Source organism: Actinoplanes sp. CA-015351 (assembly GCF_050955685.1).
Classification (GTDB): Bacteria; Actinomycetota; Actinomycetes; order Mycobacteriales; family Micromonosporaceae; genus Actinoplanes.
In genome coordinates, this window is record NZ_CP192102.1 from 6,150,509 (window position 1) to 6,172,371 (window position 21,863).

Annotated in this window: 13 protein-coding genes; 7 read left to right on the forward strand and 6 right to left on the reverse strand. The window is 69.9% G+C overall.

The features are described from left to right. Nucleotides 1-10 precede the first annotated feature (10 nt). Nucleotides 11-595, reverse strand: a complete 585-nt coding sequence (locus ACQP2E_RS28090) for a Pycsar system effector family protein (protein ID WP_433825955.1) — start codon at nucleotides 593-595, stop codon at nucleotides 11-13. Between the two features lie 35 nt (nucleotides 596-630). On the opposite strand from ACQP2E_RS28090, the gene ACQP2E_RS28095 reads away from it, so the two are divergent. Then, nucleotides 631-1,002, forward strand: a complete 372-nt coding sequence (locus ACQP2E_RS28095) for a hypothetical protein (protein ID WP_433825956.1) — start codon at nucleotides 631-633, stop codon at nucleotides 1,000-1,002. Between the two features lie 280 nt (nucleotides 1,003-1,282). Here ACQP2E_RS28095 and ACQP2E_RS28100 read toward each other — a convergent pair whose 3' ends face one another. Then, the gene (locus tag ACQP2E_RS28100) at nucleotides 1,283-4,372 is read right to left on the reverse strand and encodes a CHAT domain-containing protein (protein ID WP_433825957.1); all 3,090 of its coding nucleotides are present in this window, start codon (nucleotides 4,370-4,372) and stop codon (nucleotides 1,283-1,285) included. A 39-nt stretch (nucleotides 4,373-4,411) separates the two neighbouring features. On the opposite strand from ACQP2E_RS28100, the gene ACQP2E_RS28105 reads away from it, so the two are divergent. After that, the gene (locus tag ACQP2E_RS28105; protein ID WP_433825958.1) at nucleotides 4,412-7,378 is read left to right on the forward strand and encodes a CHAT domain-containing protein; all 2,967 of its coding nucleotides are present in this window, start codon (nucleotides 4,412-4,414) and stop codon (nucleotides 7,376-7,378) included. Here ACQP2E_RS28105 and ACQP2E_RS28110 read toward each other — a convergent pair. Then, entirely contained in the window at nucleotides 7,326-9,047 is a 1,722-nt protein-coding gene (locus ACQP2E_RS28110) for a CATRA conflict system CASPASE/TPR repeat-associated protein (RefSeq protein WP_433825959.1), read from the reverse strand. The two genes, ACQP2E_RS28105 and ACQP2E_RS28110, sit on opposite strands and share 53 nt — an antisense overlap. Continuing rightward, nucleotides 9,025-9,381: a CATRA system-associated protein gene (locus ACQP2E_RS28115; RefSeq protein WP_433825960.1), complete on the reverse strand. Its 357-nt coding sequence runs from the start codon at nucleotides 9,379-9,381 to the stop codon at nucleotides 9,025-9,027. Before ACQP2E_RS28115 ends, ACQP2E_RS28110 begins: the two co-directional genes overlap by 23 nt. Nucleotides 9,382-9,469: 88 nt before the next feature. On the opposite strand from ACQP2E_RS28115, the gene ACQP2E_RS28120 reads away from it, so the two are divergent. The 5 genes from ACQP2E_RS28120 (at nucleotide 9,470) to ACQP2E_RS28140 (ending at nucleotide 19,467) form a co-directional block, all read left to right on the forward strand. After that, a complete protein-coding gene (locus ACQP2E_RS28120; RefSeq protein ID WP_433825961.1) occupies nucleotides 9,470-13,510 on the forward strand; it encodes a CHAT domain-containing protein in 4,041 nt (1,346 codons plus the stop codon). A gap of 593 nt (nucleotides 13,511-14,103) precedes the next feature. After that, on the forward strand, nucleotides 14,104-14,790 hold the full coding sequence (locus ACQP2E_RS28125) for an integrase core domain-containing protein (protein WP_433825962.1): 687 nt from the start codon (nucleotides 14,104-14,106) through the stop codon (nucleotides 14,788-14,790). 425 nt (nucleotides 14,791-15,215) lie between these two features. Further along, the gene (locus tag ACQP2E_RS28130; RefSeq protein ID WP_433825963.1) at nucleotides 15,216-17,828 is read left to right on the forward strand and encodes a CHAT domain-containing protein; all 2,613 of its coding nucleotides are present in this window, start codon (nucleotides 15,216-15,218) and stop codon (nucleotides 17,826-17,828) included. Nucleotides 17,829-18,370: 542 nt separating this feature from the next. Further along, nucleotides 18,371-19,261 (forward strand): transcriptional regulator, encoded by an 891-nt coding sequence (locus ACQP2E_RS28135; protein ID WP_433825964.1) that lies wholly within the window; start codon nucleotides 18,371-18,373, stop codon nucleotides 19,259-19,261. Further along, complete coding sequence (locus ACQP2E_RS28140; protein WP_433825965.1) at nucleotides 19,258-19,467, forward strand: integrase; 210 nt, start codon at nucleotides 19,258-19,260, stop codon at nucleotides 19,465-19,467. The genes ACQP2E_RS28135 and ACQP2E_RS28140 overlap by 4 nt, the downstream gene beginning before the upstream one ends. A 77-nt stretch (nucleotides 19,468-19,544) precedes the next feature. Here ACQP2E_RS28140 and ACQP2E_RS28145 read toward each other — a convergent pair whose 3' ends face one another. Further along, the gene (locus ACQP2E_RS28145; protein WP_433825966.1) at nucleotides 19,545-19,691 is read right to left on the reverse strand and encodes a hypothetical protein; all 147 of its coding nucleotides are present in this window, start codon (nucleotides 19,689-19,691) and stop codon (nucleotides 19,545-19,547) included. A gap of 53 nt (nucleotides 19,692-19,744) precedes the next feature. After that, a complete protein-coding gene (locus ACQP2E_RS28150) occupies nucleotides 19,745-21,382 on the reverse strand; it encodes a hypothetical protein (protein ID WP_433825967.1) in 1,638 nt (545 codons plus the stop codon). Between the last annotated feature and the right edge of the window lie 481 nt (nucleotides 21,383-21,863).

Consider the following 21,863-nt stretch of genomic DNA (forward strand, 5'->3'; position numbering starts at 1 on the left):
AGCCAGCCCGTCACCCCAGCAGGCTCAGCACTGCGGTGGCGGCGAGCAGGCTCAGGGCGAACATCAGCACGGCGACGGCCACGTTCAGCGCCCGGTACTTGCGGGTGGCCACCTTGGCGTTGGCCCAGACCTGGGCGGACAGGGCGGAGAACAGGGCCGGACGGTCGCTCGCCAGCTCGGAGTACGCGGTGACGTAACCGTCGGGGTCGTTACCGAACCGGTCCGAGATGCTCCGATAGAAGATCAGGCCCGCTGACGTACCGCTGCTGGAAAAGCGGGGAAACAGCGCCACACCAGCGGCGACCGCTGATGTCGTGATGGTGGCGGCGCATGCTGCTGCCACCACGGAGAACGACACCGCCGGCTTGTCCACGCGGCTGACCAGTGTGTAGAGCAGTCCGGCGAGCAGCCCCGCGGAGGCCAGCGCCGCCGTGGCCTTGCTCTCGGCATGTTTGATCCAGTCGACCACCAGGGACAACATGCGCCAGGCATCGTCGGTCGACGGCACCACCTGTTCAGCAGCCGGCGCGGTGCCCGGTGCCAGTGCGAGATCGATCGGCCGCTCAGGCGACCGGCGGCGGCTGAAAATCGTCAACGGCACCTCCCCTGGTGGCCAAATGTAATCGCTTGATGACAGTAGTGGATCCCCCGATCGGGGCAGTGCGTCCGGCACCGACAACGGTCACGATGGTCACTGGGCACGAGCGGGAGGTCGCCTTGGGCGTCAGTGACGAGGCCGCCCGCCGCTCCGCCGAACTCGACCGGGCCCGGGACCTGGCCGATCAGACCCTGGCCGAGGTGACTCCCGGTGAGGCCACCTACGCCGACGCCGCCTCCGCTCTCGGGGTAGCCGCGTGGCAGCGTTTCGAGCACACCGGCGGCCTGTCCGATATCCGGCGCGCGGTCGATGCCTGGCAACTGGCGGTGGAGCACTCCGGCCGGCTCCCCCACCCTCGTCGAACGCTTGTCGGATCTCGGGATCGCCCTGCTGGGCCGATATGAACGCACTAGCCAACTCCCCGATCTCGACCGGGCGGTCAGCATGGCCGAGCAGGCCGTCGCGGCCGGTGCTTTCGGCCCTGGTCACCCGGCTCGGCTGTCGAGACTGGGCGGTGCGCTGCTCTCCCGCTTCGGGCGTTTCGGGAATGTGCCGGACCTAGACCGAGGCGTGTCCCTCAACGAGTAGATGGCGGCAGCAGCCGATGACGACATCCTGAAGCCGATGCATCTGGCGATGGTATCCGCCGGGACGCCCCCGGAGCCGTCCCGGCGGTCGGCTACGTCACCGGCCGATATGCATGAAGGACGCCCAGCCACTCGGATTGCGCGGGAACCGACGCCGCTGCGACTGCACCGTCTCGTTCAACGCCTCCGCCGAAGCCCCGGCGTCGAGCTGGCCACCCACCAAGATGCGGCGGTAGACGCCGGCGCTGACTTCGGCGGCCCGGCGGTCCGGCACCGACCAGAGGGTACCGACGACACGCCGGTACCCGATGTGGTGCAGTGCAGCGGCGACGGTCAGGGCTTCATCCAGCAGTCGTACGCCGCCGGCCGCCGTTCGACACGCGGACAGGAACGCGAAGTCGCCGTGCAGCGCGGGCGCCCCGGCCCGCAGGTCCGCGACGGTGAGGAAGCCGTCGTGCAGGGCCAGCCCGCTGCGGCTGGGATCGCGGACGTTCTGCAGCCCGTGGCAGCTGAGATGCGCGACCCGGTGGTCGGCGACCCGCGCGGCGACGGCCGCCCGGGTGGCCTCGTTGCCGTCGAGTTCGGTGAGCCGGCCCCCGGTCAGCTCCCGCAGAGTGTCCTGTTCGCGGACGGCGTTCGGCAACGGCACCATCCCGGGTGTGTCCCGCTGGATTACCGCGAGAATGCTGTCGGCCGGAACGCGGGTCTCCGGCCCGTCCGACTCGGCGAGGGCCCGCACGGTCGGCGTGTACGACGAGACCACCCGGTCCATCGCGGACTCCCGGCCGTCCGGGCTGGTCGCGGCGTGCAGCGGTAGCAGGGTGAGCGGGCCGGTGGGGCACCACCAGACGCGGTGGCCGGGCCCCGGGCGGATCTCGGCGAGCACCGGGGCCACCACGGCCGTCCAGAGCCAGGTCAGCATGCCGGTGATCGCGGCGTCGTAGGCGGCCGGCTCTCCCCTGCCGTCGGCGGTCTCGTGGGCGCGTAACAGGTCGTTGGTCCGGTCGTACGCGTCGTCGAAGGTCAGCTTCGGGAGCCGGACGGCCCGTACCCCGGCGGGGGTGACCAGCAGGGCGTCGCAGCGGCGCCGGCTGACCGTGATGATCACCGTGGTGCCGTCCGGGAGCCTGTCCCGAAGGTGCTCGAACGACGGTAGCCGGAGGAATCCCGACAGCCCCGGCAGCCGGCGCGCTTCGGCCACCGCAGACTGCCATTGCTGCGCCGCGGCCATCCGCCGGTCCGGCGGTGGCCGTTCGCCGGTCACCGTCGTCGGTGCGCCGTCGATGATCTCGCGCGACTCCCGCAACCGGGCCGCCAGCTCGGGCGACGCGGCGGTCACCGCAGACAGGTCACTGCGGGTGGCGAGCCACTGCCCCCACAGCACGGCCCGCCCGGCCTCGACGAACTCCACCGCCTCGGCGGGCCGGCCGGCCTCGATCGCAGCAGCCGCCGCATCGTCGGCCAGGCCGGCGCAGGCGGTCAGCAGGCTCTCCCGCTCGGCCGCCGGCAGGCCCGGCCAGGCGACCAAAGGCAACAGATCAAGAGCCATCCGATACGCCTGGAGCGCGCCGGAACCGCCGGCATGCAGGTCCGTCTCGAGGTCGGCCCAGGCGCGGGCCGCGTCCAGACGAACCTGCGCGGGCGCGACCACCGACTCCGCGGCCTCCCGGAACAGCGCGATGGCTGCGGTGGCGTCGTCATCGTCGCCGGTCGTTTCGAAGCGGGTACGCAGCGACTGGGCGAGTCCGATCGCGTCCTGGGCGCGGGCCGGGTCGTCCGGAAGCGATGCGGTGTACCCGGCCCGGCTCGCCCGGACGGCCGCGTCGAGATCGTTCAGGTCCCCGGTGTTCTCGAAGCGCACGTGCATGGCAATGCCGAGGTTGACCGAGGCGGGTGCGGAGAACCGGTGACCGGGTTCGAGTGACGCGGCGGCCTGCTGGAGCGTGGCGACCGCCTCGTCCAGGTCGCCGGAAGATTTCGTGTGGAGGTGCCGGTCGAGCAGGGCGCAGCCGAGGTGGACGGCGCACGGGACATGGAAGCCGTCGCCGAGTCCCCGACGGCCCGCGTCGACGGCCGCGTCCAGGTCGGCGACGTCACGGGCCAGGCGGAACCGTTCGCGCAGGGAGGCACTGTGGTTGGACCACAGCGCGACGGCGTCGGTGTGGTCAGGGGCGGCTTCGAGAGCCCGGGTCTCCAGGGTGATCGCTTCGTCGAGGTCGGCCTGGGACCGATAGTGCCCGTACCGGATCCGCAGCAGGTTGGCCAGGTTGCTGAGGTGCCCGGCCCACCGCAACCGGTCCGGATGACGCGCCGTGACGGCGTCCCGGGCCGCCGTCACGGCGGCGGTGAGCTCCGCGGGCGCGCCGGTAGCCTCGAAGAGGTTTCCGAGCTGCACCGCCAGCCGGGCCAAGGCCTCGGCGCGGGATGCTCCCCCGGCAGGCAGCAGGTCGGCGCGCCGCCGGGCGACCTCCGCCGCCCGGTTCAAGTCGCGGTGGTCGCGGGTCAGCGCGAAGCGGTGGTCGAGGGCGATGGCCAGCTTCGCCAGCAGGTGGCCGGTTCCCCGGGCGGCCGCACCGGACAGCTCCCTATCGATCATGGCAATGGCCTCGTCCACTCTGGCAAGGTCGGTGGAATTCTGGAGCACCAGAGCCGCGCCGAGGTTGGCGACCAGGACCGGAGTCTGCGGGTCGCCGGTCGCGCGGGCGAGCGCCACCGCGGAACGGCCGGCGCGCACGGCCTCTTCGGCGTCAGCAGGATCCCGCTGACGCTGGTACCGGACGATGAGAGCGGCGCCGAGTTCGGTCAGTGCCGCGAGCCGCTCGTCGACATCGGCGGGATCGGTGGGTTCGTCGACGGCCGATGAGGGCAGGACGACGGGCCGGAGCAGCGGCGGCACCCGTTCGGGGGAATATGGAGCGATTTCCGCGAAGAGCTGTTTCGCTGTGAGGTATTCGAGCTCCCGTCGGCCTGGCGGGAGCACGGCGTAACGCGACCAGTGCAGCGCCGCCACGAGATACTTGGCCCGGAGGGTTCCGGCTTGATCGAAACGGTCTTCCTCGATGGCTTGACGGACGGCTCGCACGTCGGCCAGGGCCGCCTCGGAGGTGACCGCGCCGGTGTTCCGTTCCGCCAGGAAGGCACGGATCCGGTCGCCGAGGGCGGTCAGCAGGTCACGTTCGACAGCCATCCGTCCATTGTCACCGACTGACTACGGCAGGAGCGTGTGGTGCCTGACGGCGAGGCCGCCGGAAGCGAGTCATGGGCCCGGGAGATGGACGAGCTGGCCGAGTCGTTCGTCCAGGACGGCGATCTGGACCGGGCGATCGCGGCCAGGCGGGAGGCGCTGGCCGGGCTGCACGGTGACGTGCCGGAGTGGATCCGCCTCGACCTGTTCACGAACCTCGGTATCGACCTGATGGACCGCTACCGGCACGACGACGACCTGGCCGACCTGCGGGAGGCCTGCGCGATCGGCGAGCGGGTCTGGCGGGCGTCCTCGCCCGGCGCGCGCCTCGAGGTGACCGCCAACCTGGCCGGCCGGCTCGCCACCCGATCCCTCTTGCCCGGCGAGCCCGACCACACCGAGCACGCCCGTGAGCTGCTCGAACAGGAACTCGCGGCGGCGCCCATCGACGACCCGCAACGTCCGGTGGACACCTCGGCGCTCGCCGGGATCCACCTGCAACTGTGGCGGCGCAGCGGCGACCGGGACCGGTTGCGCGCCGCGCTGCGAGCGCTCACCGACTGTCTAGACCCGGAGAACGCCGGCCCCGAGGTGGTCAACGTCGCGGGCCTGCTCGCCACGGCCGCGGAGGAGAGTTCCGACCGGGACCTGCTGGATCAGGCCGAGACACTGACCCGGGCCGGGATCGCGGCCGAACGTCCGGCCACCGCGACGGTCCGGATGACACTGCACCGGTTGCTCGCGTCGGTGCTGCACACCCGGTACGAGTGGACCGGTGAACCGGCCGCTCTCACGGTGGCGATGAAGGCCGCCGAGGCGGCGGTCCGCGAGGCCGGCACCGCACCGGACCGCGCGCTCGCACTGTCGATCCGGTCCACGACGCGATCCACTGCGGCGCGCCTGCGCAACGATCGGGACGGGTTCACCGCCGCCGTCGAGGACGCGCGGGAGGCGCTCGACGCCACCGCGGACCACTGGCGGGACGGTGAGTACGCCACCAACCTCGCCACGCTGCTGGCCGAGCGATACGACCTGTTCGGCGACAGCACCGACCTGAACGAGGCCATAACCCTGCTGGACCACCTACTGGCAACCGACCCGGACCCGGACATGGCGCCCACGGTCGCCAACAACCTGCTGGCCCGCTACGAACGCGACACCGTACCGGAAGATCTAGACCGTGCGATCGACCTGGCGGAGCAGGCCGTCGCCTTGACCGCCCCGGACAGCTCGGACCTCGCCGCCCGCCACGACACCGCCGGGCGCCTGCACGCAGCCCGGGCCCATCACCGCCAGAGCCCGGACGACCTGGACACCGCGATACGGCACGCCGGTCTCGCCGTGGCCGCCACCGCCGACGGTTCCCCGGACCGGGCACTGTACCTGAACAACTGGGCGAATTGGGAATCCGAGCGCTGGGAGCGCGACCGCGACGAAGAGGTGCTGTCGCAGGCCATCGATTTGCTCGAACGGGCGCTGGCCGCGGCCGGGCGAGCCGAGGACGACATCGAGGGCTCGTTGGCGGCGACGATCGCGTTCAACCTCGGCGCCCGCCTGCACGACCGGTTCGACCTGCACCGGTCCCGCGGCGACACCGACATGGAGACGCTGCAACGCGCGGCCGACCCGTTCGGCGAGGTGCTGGGCGCCGGCTACCCGCATTTGGCGGTGGTCGCCGGCCGCCGGCTCGGTAGCATCACCTGGCTGGCCCGGATGTGGCCGGAGGCCCAGCAGTCCTTCGCGGCCGCTCTGGAGGCCGCCGGTGAGCTGACCGGGCTGCGCCCACTGCACGCCGACAAGGAACGGGCCCGCTCCGGCGTGCAGGGCCTCGGCGCGCTGGCGGCTCTCGCCGCGGTGCGGGCCGGTGACCCCACGGCAGCCGCCGTTCATCTGGAGCAAGCGTCCGCGACCCTGATCGCCGAAGCGATCGGCATCCGCGCCGAAACGGTTACCCTCGACGGCATCGTGGCCTCGGCCGCCCGGATGAACCGCCACGTCCTGATGCTCGGTAGCACCCCGGCTGGCGGCGTCGCGGTGCTGGTCACCCCGGACGGCACCGTCGACGTCACGGAACTGCCGCTGGTGAACGAGGTAGCGATGGCAGAGGAGGCCACCGTGTTCCGGCAGGAACTACGCCGGGCCGAGGACGCCCCCGACCCGGCCGGGATCCGGTTGACGGCGGCGGACCGATTCGCCGCGTGGACGCTAATCGCGCTGGTCACCCCGCTGCTGCCGCTGCTGGCCGAGGTGTCCCGGGTCGCCGTGCTCCCGCTCGGCCGGCTCGCTTGGCTGCCCATCACGACCTGCGGTCGGCCGGGTGAGACTGCCACGCTGAGCGACTTCGATCCGATCCTGCTGATCCGGGCCGGTGTCTCCGGCCAGGCCCCGGTGGCCGCGGGTAAGGCGCCCCGGGTGGTGGTGTGGGCGGACACCGGACCGGCGGACCGGCCGATCCCGGCGGTCGCGCGAGAGGCCATCGAGGTGGCCCGCCAGCATTACGGAGTGAGGCCACGTGTTGACGAGACGACCGAGCTGAACGGCGACGCTGCGCTGGACCGTCTGCTCGAGGCCGACCTGGCGCACCTGGCTTGCCACTGCGACGTGGACGTGGACAGCCCTCAGGAGACGGTGCTGCGGGTACGGCCGCCGATCCGGGTCGGGCTCCGGCCGGACGCCGGGCGCCGGCGTGGCCACATCGTGCTCAGCGCCTGCGACGCCGCCCTGACCGGCGCGGTGCTGCCCGATGAGGCGTTCAGCGCGGCGACCGCCTTCCTGCTGGCCGGGGCCGGGTCGGTCACCGCACCGCTGTGGCCGGTGAACGACGTCACGGCTCCGAAGCTGATGCGCGACTATCACGCGTTGCTGGCCGAGGGAGTTTCACCGGCCAGCGCGCTGGCGGCGGTGCAGCGGCGGTGGGCGCGGAGGCGGCCGGCGTACGTGCACGGTCCGTGGGAGGTCACCGCCTGGCCGGACGCCGCAGCCGATCAGCCGGTCCCTTTCTGTCGCTGACATGCTCAGCTCCGGGAACCCACAGCCAGGCTCGCTCGGCGTACTCTTTGTTGCCGACCTGGCACGGCGTCAACACCCCTAGGGGCATCCGTGCCCACTTTTCCTTGATGACGAAGCGGTGCAGGATGTCCGATATCAAGGTCACCGCGTCGACGTCGGGATTCTCGGTGGCCGCGTCGCGTAACTGAGGGCTGTTGAGCAGTCGGTCGGCCTCGATGGCGACCTCCCCGGAGAAGCCGATCGCACCTGGACCGAACGTGCCGACCGCCGCCGATACGCGGAGGCGGATGCGGTCGCGGTAGGTCTCGTTGTCGGCAGCCAGTTCCTGACTCAGTGCGTCCAGGAAACGCGGTAGGGCATGGTGCAGCTGCTCGGATGCCGGTAGGAAGACCTTCTGGTCGTCGCCGAGGCCCTGCCGGGGCAGGTCGTTCAGGTTCAGGTTCAGCCGGCCGAGCGCGCTGCGCATGATCTCGACGAGCCGCTCCTGGGCCTTCTTCTTGTTCGGGCCGGAGCGGCTGCTGAAGGCGACGATGTCGACCGCGAAGCACAATCGCAGCTCGAGCCGGTCTGGGACCGCCGGCAGCGGGGGCGGTGGTGGCGCCGCGAGCACCGACCGCTGCGGCCCGGCATCGCGCGACCCGCGTTCAGCGTGCACACGGCGGACGGCACGCAGCCGTTCGGCGAGGTTCTCCAAGTAGGCGATGTCATCGGGGACCCGCTGCAGCAGCGCCTCGGCGACCCTGTCGCCGTCTAGGGAGGGAGACCATGCCTGCTGCATGTTGGACACCGCGATCTCCGCGGTCCGTTGGAGATCACGCAGGTCGGCGAGGGTACCGGCGAGAACCGGCTCGTCGTCCGCCAGCGCGTCCACCGGCGGAGGCGTCAAATCGAGCCGGTCCCTGATGGCCGCGTGCAAAGCGCGCAACCGGGTGCCGTCACCACGTACCCGGGATTCGTACCGCAGTTTCGCGGCGTGCATCAGATACCGTCCGAGCGGCGGCATGGTGACGCTGCCATCGGACCAGGTGAGGTCGCTGAGCTCCTCGTCCTGGTCCGGCGCGGCCAGCACGACCAGCCGCCGGTAGGGGTCGTCCCCGGCCCGCGATGTCTCCCAGAGGACGAACCCGTCGTCCGTCCGGCGAGCGGTCCGCCACCATCCCGGCGCTTCCTCCGCGCCGGCCGGCAGGGCCGCTCTGACCTCCTCGGCGAGCGTGACCGGGTCAGCGTCCGGCGCAGGCGTCTTACCTTGGAAGATCAGCGTGACTCCGAGCATCGCCGTGGTGCCGTCCAAGGTGAGTTGCCGCCACCATCGGGCGAAGTCGGCCCAGCCGAACGGGACGGACGGACCGAGCCGCGTCCGCCGATCGCCGATCGGCGTCGCGAAGACCATGGAGAGGTTGAGAATGTCGTGGCTGCGCCGCAGGATCGCCTGACGGTCGGATCCGAGATCCTGCTGGGCTGCGATGACCTCGAAGGGCCCGGCACCGGGCCACTGTGCGGGAAGATCAATGGTCGGCACGCCCCGGATCGGCTCGGTCATCTGGAGTTCGGCGCGGCACTGCCGCCAGATCCCGGTGAGCTGACGGCGAGCGGTGTCGGCATAGGGGCCGTCCACCGTCGCGAACAGGTGGGCGACGAACTCCTGCTCAGCCGGCCGGTCGGTCGTCACGGCGGCTATCCGGATCCTTGGCCGGGCCGACCGGGGGAAGCGGCACGACTTTCCCGATCGCGTCTATCAGGCGGTTCTGACGTTCGGTGACCGACGGGTCGGGCCCGTCGACTTCCTTGGTGCCGATCCGGTTGGCACGGACCGGCCCGTGCAGCTCGAGCTGGCTGGTGGCATCGCGCAGGCCCTCGTCGTCGCCGGCCGCGAACGCCTGCCCCATCCGGTCGAGGATGGACCCGATCTGCTCCCAGCGCAGCGGCGGCAGCCGCCACTGATGGAGATCACCCAGCACGTCGAGGGCGTCCTCGAGCGTCTCCTCATCCCACCGGCCGTCCACGACGACCACTGTAGTGGATCTGCCGCACCACGATCGGGTGGTAATCGCCAGTCCCTCGGGCCCGTACCGGAGGAGCAGGATGGACGTCATGCCGACCGACGCGCCCGCGCTGTGGACCCGCCTAGCCACCGAGGCGTCCACCTTCGTCGACGCCGCCGAACCATCGCGGAGGGCCGCGGCGTTAGCCTGGTTCCAGGAACACCGGACCGCACTGGCCGACCTGCTGCCGGCTATCCTGGCCGACGACGCGCGGACTGCGCTGGACGCCACGGAGCACATGCTGCCGTTCCTGCTCGCCGTGGCGGATTGGGCCACGATGGCCGAGATCTGCGAGGTTGGTATCACCGCGGCACGACGGCTCGAGGCAGTCGGCCCCACCCTTCGTCTCATGCACACCCTCGGCGTCGCCCGCCAGCATCTCCACGACGACACCGCCGAGCAGATCTTCGCGACCGTCGCCGAACTCGCCGACGGCGTCGGCGATTTCGGCGACCTGCGGGCCAAGGCGCTTGCGCACCTGGGCCAGTTGGCGCGAGCCGCCGGAAACCCGGAGAGGGCAGCCGCGTACCAGCATCAAGCAGCCGTCGCGTACGCCGCCGCGGGCAACCGCGGCGGCGAGGCGCGAGCCCTCGGCGATCTGTCAGTGACTCTGCGAGACCTCGGTGACGGGGAACGCGCGGCTGCACAGGCCGAGACCTCACGCGCGATCTTCGAGGAGATCGGCGACGCGGAAGGTGAAGGTCGGGCGTTGCGCTACCTCGCGGCTCACCGTGCAGAGCACGGTGACCTCGACGCAGCTCTGACATTAATCCTGAAAGCCGCAATGTTGTTCGACACGGTGTCGGCTGTCGCGCTGGCCGCTGAAGCAGAGTACGTCGCGGCGCAGTTGCACCGTGCAGCAGGCGATCTTCCCGCCGCTCGCCGTCTGGCCCAGCGCTGCATCCGGCGCAACCCGGGACAGCCCGGGGATGCCGGGCCGTTCCTCAAGATCGTCGAGGCCGAGCTCGCTCTGCGGCGGCTCATCAGCGCACCGGACGACACCGCCCGCGCGGACGTGCTGGAGCGGTATCCGATATTGCTCGACGACTTCAGCACTCGGATCATCCTCGAAAACGATGTGGATACTGCGGGAACGCGCTGGCTCCTTGCGCATCCCGACGCGGCCGCCGCCCGCTGGTTCGCCGAGGAATGCCAGGAAATCAGCCGGTACGCCAACATGAGTCATCTGTCGCCGCAACTACCAGGTCTGGTCCGAGAACTGACGGTCTGCACCGGTGAGGCGCGCGGCGAACTGCTCCGCCAGATCCTGGCCGTGACACCTCCGGGAAGTCCACCCGGCGTCCGGGGGAAATATCTTCTCGCGCTGGCCCGTTACCAGACGGACGAGCCACAAGGAGGCGGCGCCGACCTCGGAGAATCCCGGGCCCTCGCCGCCGAGGCCGCCGAACTGCTGTTCGAGGCAGGGGCCATCGAGGACGCGGCTGCGTCCTTCGTCCTGGAAGGAACCCTGTGGCGGCAGGACCGAACAGGAGACCACAGGGCCAACAGCGACCGCGCACTACGCGCTCTGCGTCGCGCACTGCGCCTTTTCCGTAAGACTGTGTACCCGCATGAATGGGCGAGGACGATGTCCAACCTCGGCAACGTCTACTGGCAGTATCCCGAGGACCGCCGCCGCAACCTACGCCGTGCCGTGGCCCGGCACACCGCGGCCCTGAGCGTACTGACCGCGGACCGCTATCCGGAGGACCGGTCGACCGCCCTGGCCAACCTGGGTCTCGTGCTCTCGGCCCCGGAGCTGGCCTACCGACAGGATAACGCCGAGGCTGCCCTCCGGTACCTAACCGAGGCGCTCAACGGGCTCACGTCACCGAGCACCCGTGCACTCGTGCTGATGAACCTGAGCAACCTGCATCGGTACCGGGCCGCCGCTGACTACGATGCCAACGCTCAGCGGGCTCTGCGATACGCGCGCGAGGCATACGCCATCGTCGAGCAGATCGGCTCGCCCAGCGACGTTGCTGACGCCGCCCAGTCCGTGGCTGACTCACTGGCCCACCTCACCGCGACCGACGCGAGCACCCGCGAGGCCGTCTCCTGGTATCGGCGTGCCCTGCAGGCGGTGCCAGCCGAGCTGATGCCCCACCACCATGCGGCGATAGCGGACAACCTCGCCAACACCTTGCGTCAACTGCCGGAACCGACCGAGGAGGACTTGAGCGAGGCCTGTGCCCTGCACCGGCGGGCTGGAGAACTGTTTCGACGCTCGGGCGATCGAGGGGAGATGGCGCGCGCGCTGTTTAACCTGGCCGCAGCGATCGGCAGTCGGCCGGAAGCCGACCTCGACGAGGTGGTGGCACTCTACGAGACGAGCATGGCAGACCGGCCCGTTGAGACGGTCCCTCTGGAGTGGGCGCAGTCGGCGATCGCGCTGGCCCAGACCTTGGTCCGACGGGGCCGGGATGACGACCGCGACCGCGCTGCCGGACTGCTCCGGCAGACCGTCAAGCTCGACGCCCTGGAGGGCGCACCGCACGACGCGGCACGGGCGTGGGGTCTCGCTGGCGCGTTGCACGCAGACGCCGGCGAATGGGACCAGGCCGCACGAGCGCTTCGGCGCGCGCTGACCGCTGCCGAGTCCCGGTACGTCGTGGCCACCCTGGCAACGAGCCGGGAGTCCGAACTCACTGATATCGGCGGGCTACCCCATCACACCGCGTACGCGCTCGCCCGGGCGGGGCACACCCGGGAGGCGGTCACCGTACTGGAGAACAGCCGCGCACGGGAGATAGGCCGGCTGTTCGACCGAGATCACGCGGACCTATCCACGCTGGATACGACTTCACCCGATGCTGCCGCCGCTTACCGTGCCGCAGTCGCCGCCGTTGCACGACTCGAGTCCGACCAGCGCACCAGCGCCCCGACCGACACGGACGACGTCTCTCGGATCCAGGCAGCCCTCACCGACGCGTACGCGCGGTTGGCTGCGGTCCTCGACATGATCCGGCAGATCCCTGAGCACACCGTATTCGGCCGCGCGCCGGAGGCCGCGATGCAACGCGCCACCCAAGCCGGGGTTCCCCTGGCATACCTGGTGACAACCGGATACGGCAGTGTCGCCCTGCTGGTCGGCGCCGGGCCGGACGGCGAGGTCGAGGCGGTGCACGGGCCGCTCACTGAGGAAGACCTCTCCGACAGCCTGCAGGCGGCCGGCACCCAGTTCAGCTCTCAGCTTCTCGACCAGCTCGGCACCGGGTTGCTCGGCAACGTCGCGCAGCGACTGCTCGACCTGCGTCAGCACCGAATCGTTCTCATCCCCACCGGCCTGCTCACCATTCTTCCACTGCACGCCGCTCGCTACCAGCGCGTGAACCGAACCACATACCTACTCGACGACGTCACCGTTTCCTACGCCCTGTCCGCACGACTCCTGCTCGCCGCTCAGAACAAGGCGGCGCACGGGTCGACACCACGTCTGGTGGCAGTCTCCGACCCTGTCTCCACCGGCCTCGGCCGATTGGCCTGGGCGGAACCGGAAAGCCAGGTGCTGCTGCGGCTCTTCGCGGGAGCGACCGCGTTGCTGAGCGGCGCCGCTGCCACCCGAACGGCGCTGGAAGAAGCGCTGCCGGGGGCCACACACCTGCACTTCGCCTGTCACGGTTCCTACGACAGCGATGACCCCCTGCGGTCCGGCCTGCACCTGGCCGGAGACGACCGGTTGACCCTGCGCGACCTGCTGAACATCCGGCGCCTCGAAGGGATCGAACTCGTCGTGGCCTCGGCCTGCCAGACCGCCCTCAGCGACGTGCTGCGAACCCAGGACGAGGCGATGGGACTACCCGCAGGGCTGGCCTACGGCGGCGCTCGTACGGTGGTCGGCACATTGTGGGAAACCGGCGACATGTCAGCGGCGCTCCTGGTCAGCCGCTTCTACACGAACCACCTACGCGACCGGATGACGCCGGCGGACGCCCTCGCCGCGGCACAGCGATGGCTTCGTAACGCCACCCAGGTCGAACTCGCCGACTTCGCCCGGAGCGTCGGTCTGCCTGAGCCGACCCGCCGACTGGGCCATCCGATGCACTGGGCGCCCTTCATCGCCATCGGCGCCGCCAATGAGCGATCTTGACGATGGTGGACGGCTACTGCCCGGAAGACTGACGATCGCACGATCTCTGTCGCCGAAACCTCATTGGTACACCGGCGGCGACGCACGAATTCCCGGTCACCGCTAAAGTACGTCAGCCGCACGTGGGCCATGCGCCCGGTGCGATTCGCCTGTACCGCGCCAGAACTGCTCGCACATGGTGTGAGCTGGCGTTTTCCGATTGCCGCCGAGGATTCGGTGCATGGTTGTTCGACTGCTGTACCTGACCGCGGTTCGGGTGTTCGGCTGGTTGCCGCAGGTGACGCGTTCCGAGTCTGCGATGGCCGCCGAGCTGTTGGTGTTGCGTCACGAGGTCGCCGTGTTGCGTCGCCAGGTCGGTCGGCGGCGGTTGTCCTGGCCGGACCGGGCCGCGCTGTCCGCTCTGGTCCGTGCTCTTCCCCGGGAGTTGTGGCGGCATCGGATCGTCACCCCGGCCAAGCTGATGTCTTGGCATCGTCGTCTGGTCAGCCGGCACTGGACTTACCCGAATCGCCCGGACGCCCGCCGATCAGCGACAAGCTACGCGACCTTGTCCTGCGCCTGGCAGGTGAGAATCCCGGCTGGGGCATCGCCGCGTGCAAGGCGAGCTGGTCGGTCTTGGCCACCGGGTCGCCGCCGGCCCCATCCGCAGGATCCTCGCCGCCGGCAGGGTCGGCCCGGCGCCCCGCGAGGTCGACACCAGTTGGCGGACGTTCCTGCGCACGCAGGCGTCCGGGCTGCTCGCGACCGACTTCTTCCACATCGACACCATCACATTGCGCCGACTCCATGTGCTGGTCGTGATGGAGATCGCCACCCGACGGGTCCACATCCTCGGCGTTACCGCCCATCCGACGGCCGAGTGGACCACCCAGCAAACCCGCCACCTCGCCATGAACCTCGGTGATCAGATCAGCGGCTTCCGGTGCCTGATCCGGGACCGAGACGCCAAGTTCACCGCCTCGTTCAACGCCGTGTTCACCGCTGAGAACGTCCAGGTCGTCAAGACCCCACCCCGGAAGCCTCGCGCGAACTGCTACGTCGAACGGTTCATCCGCAGCGTCCGACCAGAGTGCACCGATCGGATGCTGATCTACAACGAGCGCCACGCTCGGGCCGTGCTTGGCGCGTACGAACGTAACTCCAACGACCACCGTCCACACCAAGGCCTCGACCAGCACCCACCCGACCACGACCCCGACGTGGTCGTCGCGATCGACGCACCGGTACGGCGCAGACGAGTTCTCGGCGGCATGGTCAACCAATACTCACGGGCCGCCTGACCGGATCAAGCTAGCCGCAGGTCACAGGCCATGCAGTGAGTTCTGGCACGGTACAGGGTGCAGCCGGGAAGGAAGAGCGCGCGCCACTACCTGCGATAGTTCCAGGGCTTCCTGAAGGTGCGGCAGGCCCTGACCGTACGGCAGTTCCTGGCACCGCGCGATGAATAGGTCAGCCATCGCGGCGGTGCCGACGCGTACAGCCGCAACCGGTCGGACTCGCGAAGGGCGTGCTCGGCGAGGACGGCCGAGTCGTCCTCGTCGGCCAAGAAAGGCTTGAACCCGGCGCTCAAGACTCCGGCGAAGCCCCGTTACCTCGGCCTCCATGATTCGATCATCTCAGGAGGCCGTTCACTCGGCAGAAGGACGCGCCTACGGTCGGCAACCTGAGGCTGGAACTCCCGGCCCTTGCACCGCATACTCGTTGGGTGGAGTCTGTTATCCAGCAGTGCATTCACCAGACTCAGCTCTACCGGCAGACCAGTGACATCGCCTCCCTACGGCGGGCGCTCACGTTGGGTGAACAGGCCTACCTCGAGAACGCCGGCGGCATCAACCGGGTGCCCGCCACTCAGGCCTTTGCGGACGCGCTGGTGAGCGACTACGCGCTGCGCGGGGACTCGGCCGTGGTCGAGAAGGCGATCCGGATCCTCGATGGACTGTTGCCGACGGACAACGACATCTACGACGCGACCACCCGCACGGTCCTGCACCAGGCGAACGCCGCCCGCTACGAGCGGACCAACCGGGAGGTCTTCCTGGAACGGTCCGCCGAGCATTCCCGGATCGGGGTGCGCCGGGCACCGGCCGGTACCCCGTACGAGTTCGCGAACCTGGTCAACCTGATCGGCTCGGTGTGGCTGCTCGGCCGTCACCGCAACGACCCGGCTCTGCTCGACGAGGCCATCGCCGCCGGGCGCCGGATCTCCAGCTTCCACCAGCCCGACCCATGGCTTCGGGCGATCGGATTGCAGAACTTCGCGAATGCGCTGCGGCAGCGCGGCACGCTGCGTAACGAGGTGAAGACCCTGCGCGAAGCGGTCGAGGCCCATCGGCTGGCGCTGGCCCGGCCGGAGCTCTGCGGCATCCGCCTCCCGCTGTTCATCGCTGAGTACGGTGCCACGCTGATGGTCTACGGCGATCGCACCGGGAACCGCGAGGTGCTCGACGAGGCCATCACCACGCTGCGCGCCGCGCTGCGCGGGCAGGTGCCGCCGGCGATCCGCGCCAACGTGCTCTCCGATCTCGGCATGGCGTTGCAGAAACGCGTCGAGCTGGGCGGCACCCGATACACCTACCGGGACGCGCTGACCGAGTTCGAGCGGGCGGTCGAGATCGCCGCTGGCGCGAACCCGGCAATGCGCCAGGACATGGTCATGAACCTCGCCAACGCGCTGTTCATGACCGCCCGGGAGACCGGCTTCGACCCAGCATTTCTGCGCCGGTCCGTGACGCTGACGTCAGAGCTGTTACGGGCTCCGGACCTCAGCCAGTCGTTGCGCGCCCGGGCACTGGGCGGTCAGGTGCGTAGCCTGATGCTGCTGCGGCGGGTCGAGCCGGACGCCGTGGATCCCGCCGAGGTCATCGGACACCTGCGGGAGCTGCTGCCGCTCATCCCGGAGCCCACGCAGCGGGTGGTCCAGCTCGGCACGCTCGGCCAGCTCCTGGCCGACCAGGGCGAATGGGGCCAGGCGGCCGGTACGCTGCGCGAGGCGATCGGGCAGCTGCACCGGATGGCCTCTCCCGCCCACGACCGGTCCGACGTCGAGCACGTGGTGAAGGACCTCCCGCTGCTGGCCGCCGAGGCCGCCGCCTGCGCGCTGAACAACGGCGACCCGAAGCTCGCCGTGTCGCTGCTGGAGCACGGCCGGGGCATCCTGATGAGCCATGCGCTGGCTTTCCGCGGCGATCTGAGCGAACTCCACGACGTGGACCCGGCCCTGCACGACCGTCTCACCGGGATCCTCGACCAGCTCGCGGCGCCGTCGCGGCCGGTCGCCGATCTGGTGGACGAACTCGAGCGGACCCTCACCGGCATCCGGCGGCGGATACCCGGGTTCTGGGAGGCACCCGGCTGGGCGGAGCTGGCCGTCGCGGCGTGCGAGGGCCCGGTGATTCTGATCAACGTCAGCCGGCACCGCTGCGACGCGCTGGTCGTACGCGCGGGGGGCATCACCGTGCGCCCCCTGCCGGTCACCCTCATCGAGATCGCCGCCATGGCGGACCGGTTGCTGGCGGCTCTGCATGACCTGGACGACGAGGTGGTGGCCGACACGGTGCGCCGGCTCGGAGAGCGGGTGGTCGGCCCGGCCCTCGACGGCCTGAGCGCCGGCCGGGTATGGTGGTGCCCGACCGGCCCGCTCGCCTGGCTTCCGCTGCACGCCGCCGCACCGCCCGAGCTGGTCAGCTCCTACACGCCCACCCTGCGCGCGCTGATCGACGCCCGCCGCCGGTCCGGTCTGCCGGTGACCGGCCGGCGGCTGCTGGTCGGCGTGCCGGAACGGGCGCCAGGGCTGCCCGGCGGTCCGCTCACCGGAGTGGTGCGCGAGATCGACGCCTTGCGGGCCCGCTTCCCGGACGCCGATGTCCTGATCGGCCCGGAGGCGAGCGTGAAAGCGGTCACCGCGGCGCTGGCCGGCGCGAGCCTGGTGCATTTCGCCTGCCACGCCTACCGGCAGGCGGGCGCCATGTCGTCGGGCCGGCTGCTGCTGCACGACGGCGACCTCGACGTGCAGACCGTGGCCCGGCTGCCGATCCCCAGCGCCTCGCTCGCCTTTCTCTCCGCCTGCGCCACCTCCCAGCAGGACGAACGCTTGCCGGACGAGCCCACGACGCTGGCTGGCAGCATGCAGATCGCCGGTTTCAGCCAGGTGGTGGCCACCCTCTGGGAGGTGTCCGACATCGCGGCATCACGCGTGGCGCAGCGCTTTTACCGGGACGGCGCCGACGCGGCCGCCCTGCACGCCGCGGTGGCGGAGATCCGGGACCGGTTGCCCGGCCAGCCGCTGCTGTGGGTGCCGTTCATACACATCGGCCCGTGAGGCACATGGGCCCGGGTAACGACCTCACGGACCTGACGGCCAGAGGCTCGCCCGCGGAGGGCTGAGCGGTGAGTAACTTAGCCGCGAAGCGCGGAGGCCGGCTGACCGCACGGGACCTGATTGAGTTCGCTTCCGCAGTGGCCGAGAACGACCACGTGGCATTCAGCGCGGAGTACGGCGTCGGGCGATCGTTGACGCTTTGTATGCCTGCCCCCGAGGGGCGGTGGAGTACGTGATAGGCGGCAAGGCCTTCTGTGCATGCTGGAGACAGGCAGGACTACTCCGCTGCGTGATCTGCCGATTTCTAATTCCAGACACTCACGGCGGTTCGTGCGCACCCAGCTTTCCGCGTACGCGCTCTCTCGCGGCGCTCGCGTTGACTCCGCAATACCTCGATGCCTTCGCTGGAGAACACTGTACCTGCCGACAAATGCGTCCGCGCTGGTCAGGGGACATTCCGACATACGAAGATGATCTTGGTTTGTCGGGTCGCGGTGTCCTGATGGCCATCGTTGTCGGTGACTGGGCGATGATGCCGTCTCATGCTGCTGCGACTGGCGTACCTGGGCATCACCAACGCGTTCGCGCTGCTGCGGCTGTTGCCGGGCAGCGACGGGGACAAGGACGCGGAGATCCTCGTGTTGCGCCACCAACCCGCGGTACTGCACCGCCAACTCGACGGGCAACGGGTTCGGTTCGACCCAGCCGACCGGGCATGGCTGGCCGCGCTGCTACATCAACTCCCCCGACCCAGCCTGCACCGCCTTCGGCTGTTGGTGCGGCCCAACACGATCCTTCGATGGCACCGCGACCTGCTCGCGCGGCGCCACGCGGCAGCGTCACGGCCCCGACGGCGGGGCCGGCCACGCACCGTCCGTTCGATCCGCGCCTTGGTGCTGCGCTTGGTCCGGGAGAACCCGTCCTGGGGGTACCGGCGGGTGCACGGCGAACTGCTCACCCTCGGAGTCACGGTTGCCGCGTCGACGGTCTGGGAGATTCTGCGCGCGGCGGGGATCGATCCGGCCCCGGAGCGGGCCGCGACCACGTGGGCGCAGTTCCTGCGCTCGCAGGCCGAGGCGCTGCTGGCCGCGGACTTCATCGAGACGATCACGCTGACCGGCACGAGGCTTTACGTCCTGGCGGTCATCGAGCATGCCAGCCGCCGCATCCGGGTCCTTGGTGCGACCGCACACCCGAACACCGCGTGGGTAACCCAGACCGCCCGCAACCTCGTGATGGACCTCGAGGACACGGGATGGCGGGTGAAGTACCTGATCCGTGACCGTGACTGCAAGCACCCGCCCCTGTTCGACGCGGTCCTCGCCGACGCCGGCATCCACGTTGGGCTCAGCGGCGTCCGGATACCCCGGATGAACGCGGTGATGGAACGCTGGGTGCGACCTGCCGGCGCGAACTGCTCGACCGTACTTTGATCTTCAACCAGCGGCACCTGCTGTACGCGCTGCGCCAGTATGAGGCCTTCTACAACGAGCACAGACCTCATCAGGGCATCGCCAACGCCCGGCCACTGACCCCGCTACCCGAACCGATCGCCGACCCGAACCGGCTCGCCCACCTGAACATCCACCGACATGACCGCCTCGGCGGCATCCTCCACGAATACAAGCATGTCGCCTGACCTGCTCGGATGGCATTTTCGGCAGGTACAAGGTCTTTGTCCGTGCCGTCACCGGCCGGATTCGGTTCAAGGTTCGCCTACGGCAGGTAACGATGGGCGATGCTCAACCCGCGAAGCAACGCTCCCGTGAGTTTCTCGGTAAGGACATCTGGCGCGGTGAGCAGCTCGCCGGTGCCCGCGGTGAGGGTTCTTTCATAGGTGTAGTCCTCGTAAGGAGACACCATGTCGTCATTGCCGTTCTGCAGGTAGTCGTGGGCGATCGCGTCTCGGATTCCGGTCAGTCGCAGGCCGACGCCCCAGGGGCCGTCGTACCGGCGTGGCGCTGGGCGAGATCACCGGCGAGCCGCAGCGTGCCGTGTACGAGCCCGACGATCAGGGCGGGCAGGATCACCCGGCGCCTGGGGAGTGCGCTTGTATGCCCGATTGGTCGCCATGTCGGGGGCGCCATGGTGGTGGCGCGGCCACAGATCACGCCGATCTGGCCGTTCTCCGCGACTTTCACGACCAGCAGCGAGTCTTCTCGGACCGATCCGTCTTCGCGCACGCCGTTCTCGTTGACCATGCCGCTGCTGCGACGCCGCCACATCCCTTGGCCCAGGTCCGGGGAGAAGGTCGATTGGCCGCGGGCGGCGCCCGCACGCTGGATTGCGGCGTTCAATTCGCCGGCCGTGGAGGTGCTGCTGATCTCAGCAAGCGCGTCCATCGCCGTCCCGGCCGGATGAACAACGAGGAAGAGACGCCCGTTCTGCGGCTCAGCGTTGCCCGGCGTGGGATCGGTGGCGGCGAGTGCATCCAGCAGGGATGTGATGTCCGACGCCGTGGGCGGCGAGACCTTCGTGGTCGTATGGGGATCACTCCTGACGGCCGTCGGTGTGGCCGCCGGGTTGGGCGCTTCGAGCGTGGGGTGGGCTCCGGCGGTTTCGCCGGTCACCAGTTCGGCGAGCAGCGCGAACATCACCTGCGCTGAGGTGCGGGCGGCGAACTGCTTGTAGCGGTCGTCTTTCTTGGTGTCGGCGTGATCCATTACCCCCTTGGCGACCAGCCAGGGCAAGCCTCGGTCTTGGGCGATGGTGGCGATCGTCGCGGCCTCCATCTCGATCGCGGCAATCTTCCGGACGCCCATCGCCTTCAAATCAGCCCATTGTTTTGGGTCGGAGATGACGGCGCTGCCGCTGGCCATAGGGGCAGCCAGCACCCGGAATGGCAGGTGCTGCGGGCCGTCGACGTCGTCGTAGAGCCGCTGCTGCACGCGATCGGACCCCACAGGGGTCAGCGAGGGCTTCCCGGCAGAGTCACGGACAATGAAACCGCCGACCTCCAGTCGGTCCAGCCGGGGTTTCCACGTACCGGCCGGGAAGTATCGCCCCCGCGCGGGATGGGTGCGGGGCTGCTGCTCGCGGTACAGCTGCTCGAGGACCCACAGCAGCGCTTCCTCTTCGGTGGCTTCGCCGTAGCTGGGCAGACCGGCGGGATCGAACTCCTGCGCGGCCCGCAACCACCGGCTGTTCATCGGGATCTGCTGGTGATCGCCGTGGAAGGCCGTCGGTGAGCGCTTGCCTTCGTCCCATTCGTAGACGGGAGCGCCGACTACGACGTCGCCCAGCGCGGTCTCCTCCGGGTCGCCGGCGCACACTCCCGCCATGGCCAGCGCCGCCGGGCGCAGTCGATCAGCGATCGTAGCGGCGAAAGTACCTGTCACACGGCCGCCCATGTACGTCGGCCGGGCCAGGGCAACGGTGAACCGCGTCTTGCCGGCGACGCGGTACTCGCCCCACCAGTACGGCAATTCATTCAGGTGCCGTTGCTCCCACTGGGCGACACCAGGACCGTCCGGGTTGCTGGCCAGCCCGGCCTCGCGGGTCGCTTCCAACTCCTCCGGCAGCACCGCGATGACCAGTACATCGGCGTGGCTCACGGCACGCCCGGATCCCCACGCACAGCCGCCCGGCGACTCGTCCCCGGCCGTGCGGGCAGGGATAACGGCAGGGACGGGCGCGTCGGGCACCTGCGGCTCGGGCGCCTGTGCAGAGCCGGGATCTACTATCCGCGGATCGGATTCCCAGAACTTCGGACGCAGTTCCCAGTAGTGGTGCAGATCCTTGACCCGGCGGAACCGGCGAACCTCGCGGCCGATTGTGGCTTGCCAGGAGGCGGAACCGGCACCCCCGAAGCCGGTGGATCCCCATTGCTCCGAGTGAAGTACGCGCCTAGCCGGTTGAGTACCTCGTGGTCCTGCGCCGAGGTCAGGCCCAGAAGGTCGCCTACTTCGGCGGAGGTCAGGACCGGCCGGAGGTGAGGTTGATCGGCCGGTGGGTCGAAATCGCGGTCCAGTTCGATCGCGTGGCGCACGACATCGAGAAACAGGCTGAGTTCTCGCTGTGCCCGTCCGGTCGCCG

What these genes read in the sequence shown, in the direction of transcription:
- ACQP2E_RS28135 (WP_433825964.1), top strand. Translation starts at nt 18,371, where the DNA reads ATGCTGCTGCGACTGGCGTACCTGGGCATCACCAACGCGTTCGCGCTG.
- ACQP2E_RS28145 (WP_433825966.1), bottom strand. Translation starts at nt 19,691, where the DNA reads ATGGTGTCTCCTTACGAGGACTACACCTATGAAAGAACCCTCACCGCG.
- ACQP2E_RS28120 (WP_433825961.1), top strand. Translation starts at nt 9,470, where the DNA reads ATGCCGACCGACGCGCCCGCGCTGTGGACCCGCCTAGCCACCGAGGCG.
- ACQP2E_RS28100 (WP_433825957.1), bottom strand. Translation starts at nt 4,372, where the DNA reads ATGGCTGTCGAACGTGACCTGCTGACCGCCCTCGGCGACCGGATCCGT.
- ACQP2E_RS28095 (WP_433825956.1), top strand. Translation starts at nt 631, where the DNA reads ATGACAGTAGTGGATCCCCCGATCGGGGCAGTGCGTCCGGCACCGACA.